The organism is Nitrobacter sp. JJSN (genome assembly GCF_051912485.1).
Lineage (GTDB): Bacteria > Pseudomonadota > Alphaproteobacteria > Rhizobiales > Xanthobacteraceae > Nitrobacter.
Map to the genome: position 1 here is coordinate 3,547,724 of NZ_CP196822.1, position 17,341 is coordinate 3,565,064.

The following is a 17,341-nucleotide window of genomic DNA, read 5'->3' on the forward strand; positions in this document are numbered from 1 at the left end:
GACCAACCCGCGAAAAATCATCAGTCTGAACGACGAACAGATCCATCGCCGCGATGCTGTCGGCATGATTGCGGGAGGAAGGTCTTCCAACCCTGGGACGGCGGACCTCTCCACCTGGCCATATACTTGGCCACGCTGGTCTGTCCGATGTCGATGCCGAGCTTGAGAAGCTCGCCATCAATTCGTGGCGCTCCCCACAGTGGATTGGCGATACTCATCTCGCGGATCAGATCGCGTATTTCCAGCTTTCCAGCGCCACCGTCGGCCGGCCGCCGCGATGCCTCGATTTCCAGCGCCAGTACGATCTGAACCCGGCGCGATGCCAGCGGATCACCGTCCCAGGCTTCAAAATCGCCAGAGCCCCTAGAACACTTGGCACCAAACGATACAGCCCAGCAAATATCAACCGATCCAAAGTGCTGAAATTCAGCCGCTTCGGTGATTGACGTCGCTGGATGTTAAGCTGATGACGAAGGATCAGTATCTCGGCTTACCTTGAAAGCACTGACGGTATCGTCAGGGCTCCGAGTAATGACAATGCAATATGCCTGCCGGATGGCGTCAACGATATCTTTCTTCGAACCGGAGACCGCACTGTCCAACATGGAAGATCGAATCGGGTCGACCGGCTGACTTGAAAGCTGCGCCTTTCAGGGGAATCGGATTATCTGTGGAAACAGGTTTCCTTGCCCATCCGGACCTAAATCCTGAAGAGCTATCGTTTCGAGTTCCGTCTCAAACTGTTGTACGCTTTCGTCATACATCCGTCCGCCATCGGGATCGATAATCAGAAGCGCCGTTGTGTCGGCTGCGCCGTCCCCGTCAATTCCCCGAACTATCCGAATGTGTCGATACACCTGAGTGTTGCTAAAGATAGCTGTCCCAACCCAAAGGGGACCATGGGCCACGAGCAGATCGTAGTATCCCCTGGCCGATAGGCTCTGAGGGGCCTCGGTCGCCAAGTTAAGTGCTGCTGCAAAGTTACCGATATCGGGTCCGAAGAGCGGGTTGTTGGCATTGAATGCATTTTCAAAGGTCGGACCTGCCTGCTTGGAGACATCCAGTTCCGATATCGGAATTCCACTTTTCCACGACAGCAGCATTGAGGCCGCGGCGGTCCAGCAACTATTGTCCTTTGACTGACTAATCGCTGTGACGTCGTAAATTTTGTTCAGTGTTGACACGGTAGTCTCCTTAAGAAGAGTTTGGGCAATTTTGCGTTAGAAAGACGTCCCGTTATCAGTTGAGGGGCGCAGCGACGTCGGCGCTTGCCACGCCTTCACCCAACCGCCCACTCCAAGTTGTTCGCCAAGATCAATCACTCCTCGATATCCAAATGGCTCAAACTCGAGGAATGGCTGGAACATTTCATGTTTTTCTTTTCCCGGCGGGCAATACTCGTAAGCCGCGATTCTTTCGAGCCAATACTTGAGCCGCTCCAGATCGTTCAGTTCGACCTGCTTCTCCATCAAAAGTCTGTGCACATTGGCGAGGTGGTTAAAAAGTTTGTCGAAGCAGTATCGATATATCAGACCTGTGGGTTCCGTCTTAGGGCTTATTGCGAGATACACCCGAAGTGCTCTCCACATGAGATCGGGCTCCTGTAGAACGACTTCCCCCCGCTCCGTCGGGTTTGGGTCCTTCTTACCTGCGGGTACGTTTTCGACCAACGGGCGATAGCGCTCTGGCACGACGAGGGGCCCCAATCCCCAATCAATAGCTCGACAGGCAAACGCCAATTCTTCATCAGTTTCCAATTGCGCTATCAGCGTGATTGCCAAATCGCCCGCTCGCCAACGTTTTGCACGTTGGAATTGGAGCGCCGTGTAGATTGCTCCAACAATGGCTATGCTGGGTATGGCTAATTTCGATATTGCTTCAAACCAGATCGGCAACTGGCATACTTGGGAAGGGTCAGCCATTACCGCCAACTCCCTTGCTTCGTGGAAAATTTCTCGAAACTAAGCGTCGATCATTGCACTGCCGAATAACATCGGCGCGTCTTTGTTCCAATGACAAATGGCTGCGCGTGCCGTTGTAGTAGCTCATGTACGATAACGGTAGCGTCCGCACCGGAATCGTGCTTCGACACCGGATCGGTGTCACCGGTCGACTGCATGAACGCCCTGCGGGCCAACGACCGGAGAAATACGTCCGTGGACCCTTCGAAGTTGACGGACATCAATCCGTTGAATCGCGTCGAGAACGCGAAGATCAGCAGAAACGGCGTGTTGCGGTGGAATTGCCGGGCGGTCTTGAACGGATAGTACCGGGTTCTCCGCCAGGGCGATCTCTGGCTTGGTCCGTGCTGTGCGATATTCGACCGGAACACCCGCTCGCGCCAATCGCACCCGATCGCTCGTCCAGCTCTCCGGAAGGAACAGCCGCAAGGTGACCATCACCGGCACTTCTCCGCGCGCAAGCGTCAGCGAGACCAACGTCTGGCAGTTGGCGTTCTTGCCCAGGCTCGAGGCATATTGCGGAGCCACACCAACCGAATGATTGCCCTTCTTGGGCAACGCCGTATCATCGATCACCAGCACCGCATCGCCGCCGCCGACAAGCCGCTAGGCTCATAACCAGTAACTGACAGCCGCAGCGATGCAGACGGCTGCGAGGAAATTGATTGCGAGACGATCGTATCTGGTGGCGATGCGACGGAAGTCCTTCAGGCGACAGAACATCCGCTCGATGGCGTTGCGGCTTCGATAAAGGACGGGCGAGAAGCAATTCTTCCAGCGTCGGTTCGCCTTGGGCGGGATGTTCGGCATCGCACCCTTTCCCTCGACCTGTGGCATCGCTGTCATAACCCTTATCGCCGTGCAGGATCGCGGAACGTGGCATTTCTTCGAGCAGAACCGCTCCAGCGGTGCAATCGGCTATCTGACCGTAAGCGCTCAACCGCTGCCCCATTGATGTGGGCTTGACGTTTTGCGGAATCTCCAGGGCATGAGGTCTTCGATTTTGCTTTGAGGATGGCCGGCGATGATTGCCTCGAGTGTTTCGGCGATGTAGGCGACGGGGTTGACGTCGTTGAGCTTGCAGGTGGCTACGATCGACGCCAGCAAAGCCCAATTCTCGGCTCCAACTTCATGACCAGCAAATAGCGCATTTTTTCTGGTCAGGCACACCGGCCGGATGGCGTTTTCGACCGGATTGGTGTCGAGCTCGAGACGTCCGTCTTCGAGGAAGCGGGTCAGCCCCGGCCAATGATTGAGCGCGTAGCGGATGTCCTGGGCGAGTGTCGAGCTGCTGGAGATCATCGACAGCTGTTTCTCGAACCACGGCTTCAAAGCAGCAACGACAGGCCGCGAATGCTCCTTGCGCGCGGCCAGTCGGATGTCCGGCGATGAGCCGCGCACCGTGGCTTCGATGGCATAGAGAAGCGCAATCTGCCGGACCGCGTCTTCGGCGATCGGCGATCTGCTGTTGCGCGCCAGCTTGACGAAGCGCCGACGCAGATGACTCCAGCAATGCACGAGCGTCCAGGGGCCTTGCGGTCGCGCAACGCCGGTCAGCCGATCATAGCCCTCGTATGCGTCGCATTGCAGGAAGCGCCCGTTAAAGCCGTCCAGAAACTGCCTGGCGAAAGCGCCGCTGCGTCCGGACGCATATCGGAACAGCACGATCGGCGGACTTGGGCCGCTGTGGCCGCGGTCGTCGGAGACAATAGCCCAGAAGAAGCCTTTCTTCGTCTGGCCGCGCCCGGGAGCAAGCACCGGCGCCGTGGTCTCGTCCATGAACAGGCGATCCGCCGCCGCCAGTTGGCGGCGCATCCGATCCCCAACAGCCTGGAGATGGAAGCAGGCGCGGCCGGACCAGTTCCCCAGCGTCGCCCGGTCGAGCCGGATCCCTTGTCGCGCGTAGATCCCGGCCTGCCGGTAAAACGGCGTATGATCGCCGAACTTGGCGACGATCACTTGCGCAATGGCCGCTTCGGTCGGCAGTCCGCCAGGCACGACATGCTCCGGCGCGTGCGCCTGAACGACCGCGCCCGAGCAGCGGCGGCAAGCATATTTTGGACGACGCGTGACCAGCACGCGCCATTGCGCCGGGATCACGTCGAGACGCTCGCTGACGTCTTCGCCGATCTTCGTCATCGCGCCGCAGCCGCAGGGACACAGCGTGCTCGCAGGCTCGATGATCCGCTCCACCCGCGGCAAATGCGCAGGCAGGCAGCCCCGATTGCGATGACGGGCTTGATCTGATGCGCCGCGCGATCGGCCCTGGATAATCGCTGCCGCGTTCTCCTGCGCCGCGTCCAGGACGCCTTGCGCGATCTCGACGTCTTCGAGCGGCAAATGATATTGATCAGGCCGCAGCTTCTCGGACTTCGCGCCGAACTTCTCGCGGCGAAGTTCTCCGAGGATAGCCAAAAACAATCGCGACTCATGAAGGGCCTCCTGTCGGAGACCGTGAATCACAAACTCAGCGCCGAAGGAACCATTTTTATGGGTCCCGACTCTAGTTTGCATTCCGACGCTATTTTGCTAGAGCGGCAAAATTGACGCTGAACTCGGCCTCCAAAAATTTCTTGGTTTCTGGCTGGCCATCGAGGGAAGCCCGGACGTGAGTTGTGGTGTAGATGCCAGAGTTTGGCTTCCATTTGGCTTTCTCGGCATCGACCGATTTTATCCAATCCACTAACGCCACGTACTCGCACTTTTCGTCCGAGTCGATGTTGTCTGTCATTTGCCGGCAGACGAGATCATGTTTGATCAACGGTTTGTTGTTAATTTTCACGTCGCGGATCGGCTTTGCGCGCGCCTCTATTCTTCCAATTCCAACGAAACCGCGGCCTTTTAAATAAGCGGCAACGATATCACCCTCCCGAAACCCCGAGATAGCGCTGCCCCACTGCTTGCCTTGCCCTGCGGAAATGAACCCGAAGTTTTTGTTGTCGGCCCATTTGCGATGTGGACCTTCGCCAACGTTGAAATAGTAGACACCTGACTTAAAATCAAAACCGGAAAGTTCGAGGTGCATTTTGTCGTGTGGTCGAAACTTCTCCGCGTAGTGGCCTGAGGAAACGTTGGTCAGTTGCCTGCCCAACTTCCAGAGCAGCGTTTTTTCGATGAGAAGTGCTTCGGCTTCGGAGAGATCGCGAGCAATAACTCGGATGATCGGCTTAAGACCAGCTCCGTGGATGGCCGCTATCCTTGTCGCTTTTTCCGAGTCCGAAGTTGCCGTTAGATGTGCATCCTTCCGCGAGCCTTTCCCCTTTCCAAAATAGAATTCTTCATAATTCCGAGGATCGATATAGACGTAGACATAATATTCCATTTGAACACTCTCAAATTCTTAAGGCCTGTGCACCGCTCGCAAGTTTATACCGGGATTTGAGGAACGATGGACCGGGGGCGAATGCAAGCGCGGTGTCCCTCAACGCGGTACGTCGTTCCATGCAGGTGATCCGCACCGCAATCGGGGCGACGACGATCAATCCAAAACTCCTCACTTGCGCGGAAAGGCTGCAGTATGAGGGGTATCTCCGACGAAAGCAGATGCGCGCGGCATCATGGCGCTCGTCGGAGACGCAGTGCCACTCAGGGAGATCGCCCGTCGAACAGGACACAGCCATAAACTCGTTCGCCAAGTCAGTCGCGGCGAGAGTACGGATGTCTTCCGGACACGGCAGAGCACGCTCGATGCCCACTTGCCCTTTCTGGATGCGCAATGGAACGAGGGCTGCCGTAACGGCGCAGAGATCTGGCGTCGTTTGCAAGGGCAAGGCTCCTAAGGCTCCTTGCGTGTAGTCAGTGAGTGGACGACACGGCGACGACGGGCCGAGAAGGCGACCAATCAACAACTGCAAAAAGTGCCAGCCGCGAAAACAATCTCACGATTGATGACTACGGCGCGCGACAATCTCAGCAAAGCAGATACGGTCATCATCGCTGCCATCGAGGCGCGCGTTCCCACACTCGTCGAAGCCCGCATGCTCGTCGATCGTATCGAATAAATCCCCATATCGCTCCGATAACCAAAGCAGGCGTAAAGTAGCCGATCAGACCTGCAATTTTCAGAAGGACTGCGGTGCGGCCCAATGGGGTCAACAATACCGTCCACGTGAGCACAAGCGCCGCAACGACTACTGCGCCAATGATTAGGCCAGACCTGACCAATGCACTATCTTCGACAAGCCCCTTAAATCTTTTAGATAGCGCTCCGAGCTGGTTGTTGGCCTGGGATGCAACCGAGGGAAGCGAACTGATCTCAGGCGAACTAGACGATCCCGTCGTATGCGGTAAAGGCGGAGGCGTCGCTATCCGGCTCGCTTCTGCTTTCTGCGAGAGAGGCGGAGGGATAACTATCCGGCTGAGAATTTCCGGGACCTCGTCAGCGCGTTGCCAGCTCTCGAAACCGTCGCACCAAACTAGAATTTGTCGCCATTTAGGTCTTTGAGAGAATAAGGCCACTAGACCTTCAAACGTTTCTGGCCCGCCTGCCTCAACCGCAGAGCAGCCACGCCGTAAGCGCGGTCGGCCCACGATCGCGGAAATGATGGCACAGCCACCGCGAGGTGATGAATGATCGCGCAGGCTGTTATCGCGCGCAGCCACGGAAGCGGCTCATCGCAGCCTCACCTTTCACCTGGCATCATCTGTCAACAATTCCGCCGCGCGAATGGCTTTATGGACGGCAACTCCGCCGCTTTTTGTCAGCGCGGCAAGGCGCCGACCTCAATCTCGCCCAGCTTACGCACCTTCTTGCCTTCGATCTTGAGAAGCACCGCAACCGCATGGTCGTGACGGAAAAAGGCGTTGTTTGGCACGGAGCCGCCGGAGCCATTGGTCAGGAGCGTCACGGCATAGGCGCCGGTCGGACTTACTGCCAAACCTTCCGGCCCGTCCCCCACCACCACTTGGTCGACTTCACGCGGCGGATCGAGCGTCATGTCGATGACCGCCACCGTGCTCACCTGACCGTCGGCGACCCCGGCATTGCCGTCGTGATTGACCAGGCCGAGCCTGCCGTCTCCTGTGATCTGGACGTTGTATGGAAACACGCCAGTTAGCATGTCATAACCTTTGTAGGTCACCGTAGGACCATCGATATCGAGGAGGGCGACCTTGTTCGCCGTCGCCTTGGCCACCAGCGCGCGCTTGCCGTCGGACGTGATGGCCACGGCGGATGGTTGCTGGCTCGTGGGCAGTGAACATGCTGTGGGTGGCGCGCCGGGACCGGGAAAGCGCGCCACGAGGGGGAAGAAATGAGGGAAGTGGCGTGCATTGACCTGTTCTGTGGGGCGGGAGGTTTGACGCATGGCCTGATCCGGGCTGGCGTCCCAGTCGTCGCGGGCATCGACGTCGATGCAGCATGTCGCTATCCATTCGAAACCAACAATGATGCCAGCTTTATCTCGAAGGATATCAAGGAGGTCACGCCAGCAGAGCTGAAGCGACTGTATGGCGATGCGAAGATCCGGATTTTGGCTGGTTGTGCGCCTTGCCAACCATTTTCGGCCTATTCCCAACGCTACGACACGTTGACGAGCCCGCGCTGGCCGCTGCTATATCAGTTTGCCCGTCTCGTGAAATCCGTTCGTCCGGACATCGTGACCATGGAGAACGTGCCCCTGGTCGAAAAGCATGCCGTCTTCGATGACTTCGTCGCGACCCTGCGGCGGCTAGGCTACAAAGTTTGGCAGAATGTCGTGGATTGCACCCAGTACGGGCTGCCACAGACCAGACGGCGCATGGTCATCCTGGCGAGCCTGATCGGCCCCATCGAGCTGATCTTGCCGACTCATAAAAAGCCGCGGACTGTCAAAAGCGTAATCGGGAAGTTGCCCGCCATCGGAGCCGGCAGCTCCCATGAAGGCGACACTTTCCATGCGTCGTCCAAACTTTCGGATTTGAACCTGGAGCGCATTCGCGTTTCACGCCCAGGCGGGACTTGGCGTGACTGGCCCGAACGACTGATTGCGGAATGTCATCGCCGAGAGACCGGGCGCACCTATCCGGGCGTCTATGGACGTATGACCTGGGAAGACCCGTCTCCGACGATCACCACGCAGTTCTATGGTTTCGGCAACGGCCGTTTCGGTCATCCCGACCAGGATCGGGCGATCTCCTTACGCGAAGGCGCCATCCTGCAAGGGTTTCCAAAGAAATACGCCTTCGTGGCGGATGGCGGCCCGACCCATTTCAAGGTGTTGGGCCGGATGATCGGCAATGCCGTCCCGGTCGCCCTCGGCGAGGCGATTGGACAAAGCATTGCGAGGCACCTCATCATCGGAACGCAGAAGGATCAGAAGAAAACGGGAGGCACCGCGGATGTCGCGCGTAAGCCCCTCGTCGCATGAAGCGAGCCGCCGCATGGCTCGGGTGCGGCAGAAAGGCACTGGCGCCGAACTCTCTCTGCGCCAGGCACTGCACGCCAGAGGGCTGCGCTATCGTTTGCAAGTCCCACTGCTGACCAAGCCGCGTCGCGTCGCCGACATCGTTTTTTCCAGCGCCAGAGTCGCCATCTTCGTCGATGGTTGCTTCTGGCATGGCTGTCCGGAACACGCCTCTTGGCCAAAGAGCAACGCCCAGTTCTGGCGTGACAAGATCGAAACCAATCGAGCGAGAGACGTGGATACCGATCGACGTCTCAGTGCTTCGGGTTGGCACGTCATCCGCGTTTGGGCGCACGAACGCGCCTGCGAAGCCGCCGAACGCATCGAAAACGTCGTCCGGGGTGGAGGCAGGCATCAATGATCGCCAGGGAAGCGGGCGGCGCAGCGGCCCAGATCGCCCATCACACGATCCCAGAACCCGGCCAGTTGGTGGAGGCTCGCCGGCGCCAATGGATCGTATCAGACGTCGATGGCGGATCGGCGGCTCCCGGTCTCCCCAAACGCCACCTCATTCGATTGACGTCGATCGACGAGGATGCCCTCGGAGAGGAAATCGAAGTCCTTTGGGAATTGGAGCCCGGCGCACACGTCATTGAGCGAGCTGGCTTGCCGCGCGTCACGGGTTTGGACGATCCCAACGCGCTGGAGGCATTTCTTGACGCCGTCCGATGGGGCGCCGCCACCAACGCCGACAGGGCTTATCTCCAAGCCCCTTTCCGCAGCGGCATCAGCATCGAAGATTTCCAGCTCGATCCATTGGTGCGAGCCATCGACATGGCCCGCACCAGCCTGCTCATCGCGGACGACGTTGGACTCGGTAAGACGATCGAAGCCGGTCTGGTTATCCAGGAGATGCTCCTGCGCCATCGTGCGCGCACCGTGCTGGTGTTGTGTCCGGCGTCGCTCCAAGAAAAGTGGCGCACGGAGATGCAGGAGAAATTCGGTCTCGATTTTCGGATCGTGGATACCGATTTCGTCAAGCGCCTGCGTCGTGAGCGCGGTTTGCACGCCAATCCGTGGACCTCGTTTCCTCTCCTCATCACCTCGATGGATTGGGTGAAACAGGGCGAAGGGCTGCGCCTGTTCCGGGATGCGCTGCCGCCTACCGTTACCCACCCCAGGAAATTCGATCTTCTGGTCGTCGACGAGGCTCACAATATCGCGCCGACGGTCGGGCACTACGCCGTCGAAAGCCTCAGAACACGGTTGGTCCGGCTGCTCGCGCCGCACTTCCAGCACAAGCTGTTTCTCACCGCCACGCCTCATGACGGCTACACAGAGTCGTTCACCGCTCTGCTCGAACTCTTGGATGACCAACGCTTCGCGAGAAATGTGCTGCCGAGCGAGTCCCAGCGCGCCCGGGTCATGGTGCGGCGGCTGAAAAGCGATCTGGTCGATGCGAACGGCAAGCGGATCTACCCGGCACGGCGCTTGGAAGGGCTGCCCGTCAGGTACGACGAGGATGAAACACAAATCCGCGATCTGCTCGGCGACTACATATCGTGCCGGGAGAGTGGCGAGGGAGGCGCGCGAGCCGTCGATCGCTTCGTCCATCAATTGCTACGCAAGCGCCTTTCATCGTCGCCCGCGGCATTTGCGACGACGCTGGAAAAGCACATAGCGACGATCGAAGGCCGTTCGTCGGCCGATCAGACCCGACGTAAGCTGGACGATCGCATCCTTCGCCGAGCCATATCGAAGGCCGAAGAAGATTATGCCGACGACGCATTGCGCGAGGCGGCGGAGTATGACGCCCTCAGCGAAGCCAGCAAACACATCCGACCGCCCAGCGAGCAAGAATGGCGAATGTTGGAGCGTCTTCGTTCGTGGGCTCAGCAAGCGTCGCGTAGGGCGGATTCCAAGGCTCGCGCGATACTGGATTGGCTGGCCATACATCTTCAGAACGGCGGCCAGTGGACGAACGAACGGGTCATCCTGTTCACCGAATATCGGACGACACAGCAGTGGATGCACGAGATACTCGTGGCTCACGGCTTCGGTGGCGACCGGCTGGCATTGATCTATGGCGGGATGGATCACGACGAGCGCGAGGCTGTGAAGGCGGCGTTCCAGGCCAGCCCCTCAGAATCTCCGGTCAGAATCCTATTGGCGACCGACGCCGCGTCTGAAGGCATCGACCTTCAGAACCACTGCCACCTGATGATCCATCTGGAGATTCCCTACAATCCCAACGTGATGGAGCAGAGAAACGGCCGCATCGATCGGCACGGCCAGCGTTCCAGTGAGGTGGTCATCTGGCATCCAGTCGATGATGAAGGGGATCATGGAGAGGACATCCTGCGCGCTCTCCGGAAGCTTGATGCCATGCGAGCCGACATGGGGAGCGTCAACCCGGTCATTGCCCCGCAGCTCCCTGACCTAATCGAGGGGCGTCGGCGTGACTTGGACACTCGGTTGGCCGAAGCGCGCATGGAAAAATCGCGCCGCTTCGTCAGAGCCGAGCGCGATCTCCGAGAGCGGGTCGCGAAGCTGCACGAACGTCTCACCGAGACCAAGCGCGAGCAGAATCTCTCGCCCGACCACATCGAAAGAGCGGTGAGAGCGGCTCTGCGCCTTTCCGACAAACCGGACCTCGAGGCCGTTTCTCTCCCAGGGGCTCCAGTCGGCACCGTTTTCACCATGCCGGCGCTGTCCGGTTCATGGACGCGATGCCTCGAAGGGCTCGAACATCCCTATACGAAGAGGGTTCGCCCCATCACTTTCGACCACGACGTGGCGAAGGGACGTGATGACGTCGTCCTGGTGCATCTCAATCACCGCCTCGTTCAGATGAGCCTGCGCCTGTTGCGGGCCGAAATCTGGGCTCGGGACGATGTGAAGAAAATCCACCGGGTCACCGCCCGTTCCTTACCCGACGACCAGCTCGAAGGTCCCGCTGTCATCGTCGTTTCTCGGTTGGTGATCACGGGCGGCAGCCACCATCGCCTGCACGAGGAACTCACAGAGGCAGGCGGCTATCTGCGTGACGCCGGGTTTCGCCGCGAAGATCGAGTGACGGAGGTGCGTCGATGGCTTCAGGATTCCGCCCCTGCCGTGTTGCCCGATACGACCTTCGCGGCGCTGCGAACCCGCTTCGAGAAGCAGCGCGATTCCGTATTGGGATCGGTCGATGCACGTTCCAAGGATCGTCTGCGCTTCCTGGCCAATTCGATCGACGCGCGCAAGGGAAGGGAGAGCGACGACATCCGGCAGGTGCTCGATGATCTCGACAAGGCCCTGCGGGCTGAACTCGTCGCCGGCCGCGAGCCACAACAGCTATCGCTCTTCTCCGAGGATGAACGCACCCAGCTACGACGCGATCACGCGGCCCTCGAAGCGCGTCTCGCCCGTATTCCGCTGGAGCGGGAACAGGAGGTGCGCGCCATCACGAACAGATATTCCAATGTTCGGGATCACACGTTTCCCGTCGCGGCCATTCTGCTCGTGCCCGAGTCCTTGACGAAGGGGCGGCCGCGATGAGCACCAACCACGACTGGCTCAATCTCATCGAGGTGTCGGGACCATTCCTCGCTGTCCCCGTGCTGAGGGAGGTACTTCCCCAGGGACTAGAAGCCCTGACGTCCGGTCGCCCGCAACGACTCCGCGCCGCCTACGACGAGTGGCGTGATGCCGTCGATGCGGACGATCCCGATCTGCCCGCGGTCCATTCGGCATGGATCGACGAGGTCCTACAGAGCGCCTTGGAGGTGGACGATCAGGTTTTGCGTCGGGCGACGGCTTTGCCGGAGCGGCTGAAGGCCCCATTGCCCGAACACGGCGTCACGATCGTTCCCGACCTGGCCATCGTCAATCCGACGCAGGGCGATGCCCCGCTATTGCTCATTCAGATCTACGATCCCGACGCCGATCTCGACGCCACCCGGAATTACGACGGGCTGGCCGCGACGCCGGGCGACCGCATGGTGTCGCTGCTCCGAGCCGTCGGGTGCCCGATCGGTCTCGTGACCAATGGCGAGCGCTGGATGCTCGTTCACGCTCCGGCGGGTGCGGTCGCGAGCTTCGCCAGTTGGTATGCTCGCCTCTGGGGCCAGGAACCCGAAACGCTCCGCGCCTTCGTTAGCTTGCTCGGGGTCCGTCGCTTCTTCGGCCCTGAAGCCGAAAGGCTGCCGGCGCTGTTCGAGCGATCGTTGAAGCACCAGGACGACGTGACCGACGCGCTCGGCGAACAGGTCCGCCGCGCGGTGGAGGTGCTGGTCCAATCCCTCGACCGCGCCGACCAGGACCGCAACCGGGATTTATTGCACGACGTCGATCCGAAGGAACTCTACGAGGCCGGCCTCACGGTCATGATGCGACTCGTCTTCCTGCTGGCGGCGGAAGAGCGCGGCCTGCTCCTGCTTGGCGATCCCCGCTACGACGCCTTCTACGCTCTCTCCAGCCTGCGTATGCAGTTGCGCGCCGACACCGAGGAGATACTCGAACGCCGCCGCTCGGCGTGGTCGCGGCTGCTCGCCCTATTCCGTGGCGTCTATGGCGGCATCGACCATCCGCTGCTGCGGCTGCCGGCGATGGGCGGCTCACTCTTCGACCCGGATCGTTACCCCTTCCTCGAAGGCCGCAAGAAGGGCACGAACTGGCGGAGCGATCCCGCGGAGCCTTTGCCGATCGACGACCGGACGGTCCTGCTCCTGCTGGAGGCGATCCAGACCTTCGAGGGGCGCACCCTGTCCTACCGCGCGCTCGACGTGGAACAGATCGGTCACGTCTATGAGGGTCTCCTCGAACGCACGGTCCAGCGCGTCGATGACGTCACGCTCGAACTCGACGGATCGGCCAAGGCCAAGAATGCGCGCGTCGTGCTCGGCGAAATCGAGTCGGCCCGCCTCGACGGCGCCGCCAGGATCGTCGAACTCCTGAAGGAAAGGAGCGAGCGTTCCGAGCCCGCCATTCGCAACGCCATCGGCCGGGAGCCGGATGAGCGCGTGGCGGCGCGGCTGCTCACCGTCTGCCGTGGCGACGTGGCCCTGCGTGACCGCATCCTGCCCTATGCCGACCTCCTGCGGACGGACCCGTGGGGATACCCTCTGGTCCATCACGCCGGCGCTTTCGTCGTCGTCCTCGGCGCCGACCGGCGCGAGAGCGGAACGCACTACACGCCCAAGAACCTGACCGAGAAGATCGTCGAGGAGACACTGACCCCGATCGTCTATCGTGGCCCGGCCGAAGGCGAGGCGCGGGAGGATTGGAAACTCAGGAGCGCCGAGGAACTCCTCGACCTCAAGATCTGCGACCCCGCGATGGGATCGGGCGCGTTCCTCGTGCAGGCTTGTCGCTGGCTCGCCGACCGGCTAGTCGAAGCCTGGTCCGACGTGGAAACGGCGGGCGGCCGGATCGACGACGAAGGCCGCATCCGCGCCGCGGATGATGCGGCAGGTTTCGAGCCACTGTCGCGTGATACCGAAGAACGCGCCATCCTGGCGCGTCGCCTGATCGCCGAGCGTTGCCTCTACGGCGTCGATAAGAACCCGCTCGCGGTCGAACTCGCGAAATTATCGTTGTGGCTGACCACGCTCGCCAAGGGACGGCCCTTCGGCTTCCTCGACCACAATCTGCGGAGCGGCGACAGTCTTCTCGGCATCGGCAACCTCGCACAGCTCACCGCCCTGAACATGAATCCGTCTGCTGGCGAACAGCTTCGTCTTTTCGGGCGAGCCGTCCGTATGGCCGTCGATCGCGCCTTGGAGTTGCGCGCGCAACTTCGCGCGATACCGATCTGTGACATTCATGACGTTGAGGCGATGGCGGCTCTCGACGCGCAGTCGAGCGCCGCCATCGCAACTTCGGAGCTGATCGCGGATGCCTTCATCGGGCTCGTAGTTGCGACCGGAAGTGGCGAGGACTTGGAAAAGCGACTCGCCGCCCTCTCCATCACGGCTGACCGGGCCTCAGATGGCGCAGTAAATGCCCGCCAGGATCTTGCGGCGCAGGCTCAGTCCGACCTTATGAGTGACTTTGTCGCCGAACAGCGTGGGCGCCCTTTTCACTGGCCGCTGGAATTTCCCGAGGTCTTCCTCCGCGCCAATGGTGGTTTCGACGCCTTCGTCGGGAATCCGCCGTTCCTCGGCAACAGATTGTGGAAGGGAACCTACGGGGCTGCCTACCAGCGTGTCGTGCAGATGATCCTGGAGGTGGCCCCTGGAAAGATCGACCTCTCAGTCGTCTTCCATCGTCGGGCGGCCACACTGCTGAGACACGGCGGGACCTATGGGTTATTGGCGGCAAACAACATCGCCGAGGGCAGCGCTGTTTCCGTTGGGTTGGAACGTATAGCCACTGAAGGCGACTTCTACTTCTCTTGCAAGGGTATGCCATGGCCAGGGGCAGCCTCCACCGTGATCGCCATGGTCTGTTTTCGGAAGGGAGGATGGACCGGGCTTCGGAACTGTGACGGCATTGCATGTGAGAAAATCGGTCCCCGACTTCAGCCTGAGATTGGCGGGGGATGGGAGCCGAAGGCGCTCGCCGACACCCTGTTCGCCTTTGAGGGGGTCCATAACGGCAAGGGGTTGGCGTTCGTCCTCACCAAGGACCATCCATGGTTCGAACGTCTACGCTCCGAAAGCGGCTCGCTGTTAAAGCCATACATCACCGGCAACGACATCACGAGCACTTCACTCACTCGCGTGGAGCGTTGGGCTCTCGATCTCGCCGATCTGCCGCTGGAAACGATCGAGAGCGAATGGCCGACTGCCTATCGGTTTCTCATCGAAATCGTATTGCCCACACGAACCTCGAAAGAACTCAAGAGTTACAAGGGACTCGTCGATCGGTGGTGGCAGTTCTGGAACCATCGCGCTGCGCAAATGCGTCAGCTTCGCGCCCGCCATCAATTCATAGCGTTTGCGAAGGCCGCCAAATATCCGATCTGCGTTCAGGCACCAACGGAGTGGATCTACACGAACAAAGTCGTACTAGTGGAAGATGCCCACGAAAACGTCCACCCGATATGCTTGAGTTCCATGTTCCAAATTTGGCTGCGCAATTATTCTGTTCGCAGCCTCGGAGGAGACAACAACACGCTGACACTCTCCGTCAGTGAAGCGCTTGCGACGTTCCCATTCCCAACAGGGAATGTGCCTGAAGATGCCATCACCGCGGCCAGAGATTTCCAGGACACTCTCATTTCATGGAGTCGTCGAAACTCGGCTGGGATGACAGACGCGATGAACGCCGTCCATTCATCTGCTTCCCGCGACGCTGAAATCGTCGCGATGCGCGGTCTTCTCGAACGCATCGACGCCGGAGTGGCGGATGCCTACGGCTGGAGCGATCTCGACCTCGCTCATGGCTTTCAAGATGATGGGGATGCAAACTCCAGCCATCATGGTTTGAATGAGCAAACGCGCGATCTCGTGCTTGCCAAGCTCATTGAGCTGAATCGCCAGCTCTACGAAGCCACATCAGCGGCGATTTCCGATGTTGGTAAAGAACGCCAAAAATCCGGGAGAGGCAGACGCCGAGCGTCCACCGACGTAGGGCTGCTTTTCGAAGATCTCAAGGCGGATGAGGCATCTACCGACGCCTACGTCACCAAAACTACATCACACTGAGGCCACGCCGATGACAAAACCTACCACCGATCAGGCAGAGGCGAGCCCAACCAAACGGTTCTTTGTGTCGATGCTGACGCGCGACATCAACCTCGCCGACGCGATCCTCGACCTTCTCGACAATTGCCTCGATGGCGCGCTGCGGCTCGCGAATGGCAACAACGTCGATTACTCGCAGCACTTCGTGAAAATCAAACTCGCCGCCGATCACTTCTCAATCGAAGACAATTGCGGCGGTATCCCGCGCGAGGTTGCCAAGAACTACGCATTCAAGATGGGCCGCGAGCCCGACGACGACCGCGACTCCGACACCGAGACCATCGGTATGTACGGCGTGGGAATGAAGCGCGCGATCTTCAAAATGGGGCGTGAGGCGCTGGTCCGGACCCGCTACGGCGACGACACCTTCGAGGTGCCGATCACCTCAGCCTGGCTCGAAGCCAAAGGCTGGGAGCCGTTGCCGATCAACGAGCCGACTGAAGCCGGCGAAAAGCTCGCCGAGCCCGGCACCGTGATCCGTGTGCATGAATTGTATGAGGGCGTCTCCAGACACTTCGCCAACGAGGCGTTCGAGAACGAGGTCCGCACGGCCATCTCCGAGCATTTCACGGTGTTCCTTCAGTGGGGCCTCAAGGTCGATCTCAACGGCAAACCCGTGGAGCCGGTGCTGGTCGAGGTGCTGGTGTCGGAGCGCGACGACGGGCCAGCGCCATTTGTTTTCCAGAAGACGATAGACGACGTGCTGGTCTCGATCACGGTCGGCTTGAATACAGGACGCAGCCTCGGCAACGACGATGAGGACGACTCGGGCTTCGAGCGCGATCGCTCGTCGGCGACCGCCGGCTGGACAGTCCTCTGCAACGATCGCGCGGTGATAGTCGGCGACAAGAGCCGCCTCACGGGCTGGGGCGACGGTATTCCGCTGTACCACCCGCAGTTCGCGATCATCACCGGCATCATCGAGTTCCGCTCCAAACGTGCAGACAAGCTGCCGGTCACGACCACGAAGCGCGCGCTCGACACCTCATCGAACGTTTGGCTCGAGTCGCTGGTGAAGATGAAAGAGGGTATGCGCGTTTGGATCTCGTACACGAACCAGTGGAAAAACCACCCGCGCGCCGATCAGTCGACCTACTGGGAAGATGCCAAGCCGCTCTCTTTGGGCAGGGCGATCGCATCAGTCGCCGCGCGCAGCACCATCAAGAAGAGCGACGCCCAGATCGAGTTCAATCCGCAAAAGGCAAAGGTTCTGCCCGAACCACCGGGCAAAACACCGTCGTCGAGGAAGGTCGTGTTCTCGCGGCCGGTCGAGGAACTGCGGCTCGTCTCCAAGATGCTGTTTGATATCGATGATGAGAAGCCAGGAATCGTGGGCGAGAAATGTTTCGAGCTGACGCTCGCCAAGGCCAAGAAGCAGGACGGTTGA

Annotated in this window: 11 protein-coding genes and 3 pseudogenes; 6 read left to right on the forward strand and 8 right to left on the reverse strand. The window is 59.9% G+C overall.

Annotated elements, in window-relative coordinates; all coding sequences use genetic code 11:
• Positions 1-226: 226 nt before the first annotated feature.
• From ACSZOQ_RS17260 to ACSZOQ_RS17290, 7 genes and pseudogenes are all read right to left on the reverse strand, one after another.
• Entirely contained in the window at positions 227-349 is a 123-nt protein-coding gene (locus ACSZOQ_RS17260; RefSeq protein WP_439923635.1) for a hypothetical protein, read from the reverse strand.
• Between the two features lie 301 nt (positions 350-650).
• Positions 651-1,184, reverse strand: coding sequence for a papain-like cysteine protease family protein (locus ACSZOQ_RS17265; RefSeq protein ID WP_439923636.1), 534 nt, complete (start codon positions 1,182-1,184; stop codon positions 651-653).
• Positions 1,185-1,220: 36 nt separating this feature from the next.
• Positions 1,221-1,922 (reverse strand): hypothetical protein, encoded by a 702-nt coding sequence (locus ACSZOQ_RS17270; protein WP_439923637.1) that lies wholly within the window; start codon positions 1,920-1,922, stop codon positions 1,221-1,223.
• Between the two features lie 354 nt (positions 1,923-2,276).
• Positions 2,277-2,567: pseudogene (locus tag ACSZOQ_RS17275) on the reverse strand (transposase); the annotation flags it as partial.
• 6 nt (positions 2,568-2,573) lie between these two features.
• Positions 2,574-2,889: pseudogene (locus ACSZOQ_RS17280) on the reverse strand (transposase); the annotation flags it as partial.
• Between the two features lie 8 nt (positions 2,890-2,897).
• Positions 2,898-4,475, reverse strand: coding sequence for an IS66 family transposase (gene tnpC, locus ACSZOQ_RS17285; protein WP_439923638.1), 1,578 nt, complete (start codon positions 4,473-4,475; stop codon positions 2,898-2,900).
• Between the two features lie 7 nt (positions 4,476-4,482).
• Positions 4,483-5,283 carry an LEM-3-like GIY-YIG domain-containing protein gene (locus tag ACSZOQ_RS17290; protein ID WP_439923639.1) on the reverse strand — a complete coding sequence of 267 codons (801 nt, stop codon included), beginning with the start codon at positions 5,281-5,283 and terminating at the stop codon, positions 4,483-4,485.
• Positions 5,284-5,363: 80 nt separating this feature from the next.
• On the opposite strand from ACSZOQ_RS17290, the pseudogene ACSZOQ_RS17295 reads away from it, so the two are divergent.
• Positions 5,364-5,953: pseudogene (locus tag ACSZOQ_RS17295) on the forward strand (ISL3 family transposase); the annotation flags it as partial.
• Between the two features lie 708 nt (positions 5,954-6,661).
• Here the strand turns inward: ACSZOQ_RS17295 and ACSZOQ_RS17300 are convergent.
• Positions 6,662-7,129: a YncE family protein gene (locus ACSZOQ_RS17300; RefSeq protein WP_439923640.1), complete on the reverse strand. Its 468-nt coding sequence runs from the start codon at positions 7,127-7,129 to the stop codon at positions 6,662-6,664.
• An 84-nt stretch (positions 7,130-7,213) separates the two neighbouring features.
• On the opposite strand from ACSZOQ_RS17300, the gene ACSZOQ_RS17305 reads away from it, so the two are divergent.
• Genes ACSZOQ_RS17305 through ACSZOQ_RS17325 form a run of 5 tightly spaced genes read left to right on the forward strand, consistent with a single transcriptional unit; the run spans position 7,214 to position 17,341 of the window.
• Positions 7,214-8,308 (forward strand): DNA cytosine methyltransferase, encoded by a 1,095-nt coding sequence (locus ACSZOQ_RS17305; RefSeq protein ID WP_439923641.1) that lies wholly within the window; start codon positions 7,214-7,216, stop codon positions 8,306-8,308.
• Positions 8,309-8,321: 13 nt separating this feature from the next.
• Entirely contained in the window at positions 8,322-8,705 is a 384-nt protein-coding gene (locus tag ACSZOQ_RS17310) for a very short patch repair endonuclease (RefSeq protein ID WP_439923642.1), read from the forward strand.
• On the forward strand, positions 8,702-11,824 hold the full coding sequence (drmD, locus tag ACSZOQ_RS17315; RefSeq protein WP_439923643.1) for a DISARM system SNF2-like helicase DrmD: 3,123 nt from the start codon (positions 8,702-8,704) through the stop codon (positions 11,822-11,824). Before ACSZOQ_RS17310 ends, drmD begins: the two co-directional genes overlap by 4 nt.
• Positions 11,821-15,915, forward strand: coding sequence for an Eco57I restriction-modification methylase domain-containing protein (locus ACSZOQ_RS17320; RefSeq protein ID WP_439923644.1), 4,095 nt, complete (start codon positions 11,821-11,823; stop codon positions 15,913-15,915). The genes drmD and ACSZOQ_RS17320 overlap by 4 nt, the downstream gene beginning before the upstream one ends.
• 10 nt (positions 15,916-15,925) lie before the next feature.
• A complete protein-coding gene (locus tag ACSZOQ_RS17325) occupies positions 15,926-17,341 on the forward strand; it encodes an ATP-binding protein (RefSeq protein WP_439923645.1) in 1,416 nt (471 codons plus the stop codon).